Origin of the sequence: Staphylococcus sp. GDY8P131P (assembly GCF_017891975.1) — a bacterium.
Taxonomy (GTDB): Bacteria; Bacillota; Bacilli; order Staphylococcales; family Staphylococcaceae; genus Staphylococcus; species Staphylococcus nepalensis.
In genome coordinates this window covers 1-2,615 of the sequence record NZ_JAESKF010000027.1, presented here as the reverse complement: position 1 = coordinate 2,615, position 2,615 = coordinate 1, and the positions used below count along the sequence as shown (strand labels likewise).

Here is a 2,615-nt window from a genome sequence, read left to right as displayed (position 1 = left end):
TTTTTAATAATTTCTATGATTTTTGAAATTAATATCGAATACAAATTGCTACTATCATTCAATTCTCTTCTAGCAATAAACAATTTTTTATCGTATTTACTTTTTTTATGCCCTGAAATTAAATTCGAATAACCCTCTTTTGCAATATCAAAAGTATGGTTATTCTCACATGCTAAAGTTTTATAACCTCTCTTTAATTTTTCATCACATATAGAACACTTAAAAAACATATTCACACCTCCAATCAAATAATTATAAATAACAAAGTTGCTTTATTCCAATTGCTTTATTGACGTTGAGCCTCGGAACCCTTAACAATCCCAAAACTTGTCGAATGGTCGGCTTAATAGCTCACGCTATGCCGACATTCGTCTGCAAGTTTAGTTAAGGGTTCTTCTCAACATCAATAAATTTTCTCGGCATAAATGCGTGTTCTTGTTATAATTAATTTAAGAAATCAAATAGTCGGTCAACTATATTGAGAATTGCTAATGCATTTTGTAAGTCGCCAAAATTTTAAATGGTGGCTTTTTTGTTTTGTTGAATTTTAAATGGCTTTATTTTGAATTTTAAGGGGTCATTTTAAAGATTTAGGGGTAATTCATATAGTTTTATACCTAAAAACTTATATAAGCTCTTAAAACGCAAATATGAGCCAAATAAATATATGCTATTTTCAAAAACAAAAATTTGAGCAAAACCAGTGTTGAATTTTTTAGACACTGCCCATTTACGCACAAAATTATTTTTGTGCATGTAAACTGGTCAACCATGCCGGTTGAACGCTATAGTTCCCGCAGGGGCAAAAAAGCATAAAAAAACGCTAGCTTTTAAGCTAACGTTTCAAATCTTTTAAGTAATAATTTTGTTTTTCAAAATTCCAAATTGCCGTAATTGAATGTGCTTTTTCTTCTTCGTCTGTTGTTTTATCTTCGTCACTTGTATTAATCAAATTACCATCTTCGGCATCGTCTAAATTTAAAATTTTATGTTTTTGTTTTAGCAAACCACCATAACTCAACATACGTTTTCGATATAAACCTTTTTCTAAATCATTCACGATTTCAGAATCTTTTTCACTGTCCCCAGTTAAATATTCTGATGATTTAACCGAATATTTCGAGGTCTCTTTAATTGCTGCTTGGATATCTTTATCACCTTTTTGATTTGGTTTGATCGCTTTAATATTTGCTACGGGTCGATAATTTACTTGTAATGCTTTTTGCCATAAATCGACCCATTCCGTCTGCGTAATATAGTTTTCCTTTTTTCTAAAATACGCGTTTTCAACACATAACAAAACATGCATATGTTGGTTGTAACTACCGTCAATTTTATTAACTGTTACTTCAGTTGAACGTAAAAAACCTACCAAATTCTTTTTAACTTTTGTATACATCTTTAATTTATTAAAAGCCTTAGACATATGCTTTAAACTTTGTTCCAAGTGGTCACCATCTATTGCATTTTTTGTCGACAAAGTAAGAAATAACCACCGAGCAGTTGGCTTTTCTTTAACAACTTCTTCAATCACTCTTTGAGCTTGATAACTATTTTTCATAGCACGCCTCCAATTACAAACTGGACATAATTTTGACTTACAAAACCATGTCTTATGTAATTTCAAATAACCTTCATCAGTTGGCTTGAACTCTAAGACGTTACCACATTGTTTTACGTTAAAAGCCTTTTTAATTTTTAAGATTTCCAGTATATCTGCATAACTTACATTATCTATTTTCTTTTCTCTCCATGGGCGTTGTTTCCCACTTTTCGTCATATCTTTTAATGTTTTATTATCTTGATTTTCGTCTATATATTTTGTATGATTGTCTTGCATATAAAAAGCCCTCCAGTATTGATTAATGAGTAGATGCTTTAATCTTATTACTGGAGCTTTTTTATGTCAAATTTTCCTTTCACGCACAAAAACAACCAAAAATACTGTTATATCAACATTCAAATGACTTTTTATATCTTTGAGTTATTTCTATATAGTATCAAGACAAGAAGAAACTCGTTTTCAACTCGTTTTAAAACCACCAACCAAAACCTTAAAACTCATCGTAATTTCACTTAAGTTTTTCTTAATTATTCCTTCTTTTTCTACGTCACTTAAATTCCACGTTAAAGGCGTCATATCAAGTAATTTATTCAATTCTTCTTTATTTAATTTAACCTTATAACTAATGTCTATCATTTCAATTTTATTAAAATTAGCTTCAAATAAATCTATAACCTCAGAATTATCATAATCCTTATTTTTATGATTACTAAAGACTATATTCCTTATTTCTTTTAAATAATCACTATTAGGAATTATTTTTATCAATTTCCCCTCTTTATCTAGAACTCTTTTAAACTCATCATAATTAGAAGGGCTAAGCACATTAATTAAAAAGTCTACATTCCCATTCATAACTGGTATATCAGCTAGATCAGCAACCAACCAATTTATATTTTTATATGATTTTGCTGCTTTTTTTACACCTTCTTTTGCAATGTCTATACCTAAGAATTCATTTTCACCAAGAAATGTTTTACTAATTTCATTTAAAATATAACCCTCACCAGTACCAACATCTATCACATTATTTTTAGTTTTAATCTCATAT

3 protein-coding genes are annotated in these 2,615 nt (G+C 29.2%); all 3 read right to left on the bottom strand.

Going from position 1 to position 2,615, the window contains the following annotated elements; genetic code table 11:
• Nucleotides 1-230: putative RNA methyltransferase (locus tag KA894_RS14195; RefSeq protein WP_348634106.1), on the bottom strand; the 230-nt coding region annotated here is incomplete at its 3' end.
• Nucleotides 231-835: 605 nt separating this feature from the next.
• Nucleotides 836-1,840, bottom strand: coding sequence for a protein rep (locus KA894_RS14190; RefSeq protein ID WP_210134026.1), 1,005 nt, complete (start codon nucleotides 1,838-1,840; stop codon nucleotides 836-838).
• 183 nt (nucleotides 1,841-2,023) lie between these two features.
• On the bottom strand, nucleotides 2,024-2,615 hold a 592-nt coding region (locus tag KA894_RS14185), incomplete at its 5' end, for a methyltransferase domain-containing protein (protein ID WP_210134025.1).

What these genes read in the sequence shown, in the direction of transcription:
- KA894_RS14190 (WP_210134026.1), bottom strand. Translation starts at nt 1,840, where the DNA reads ATGCAAGACAATCATACAAAATATATAGACGAAAATCAAGATAATAAA.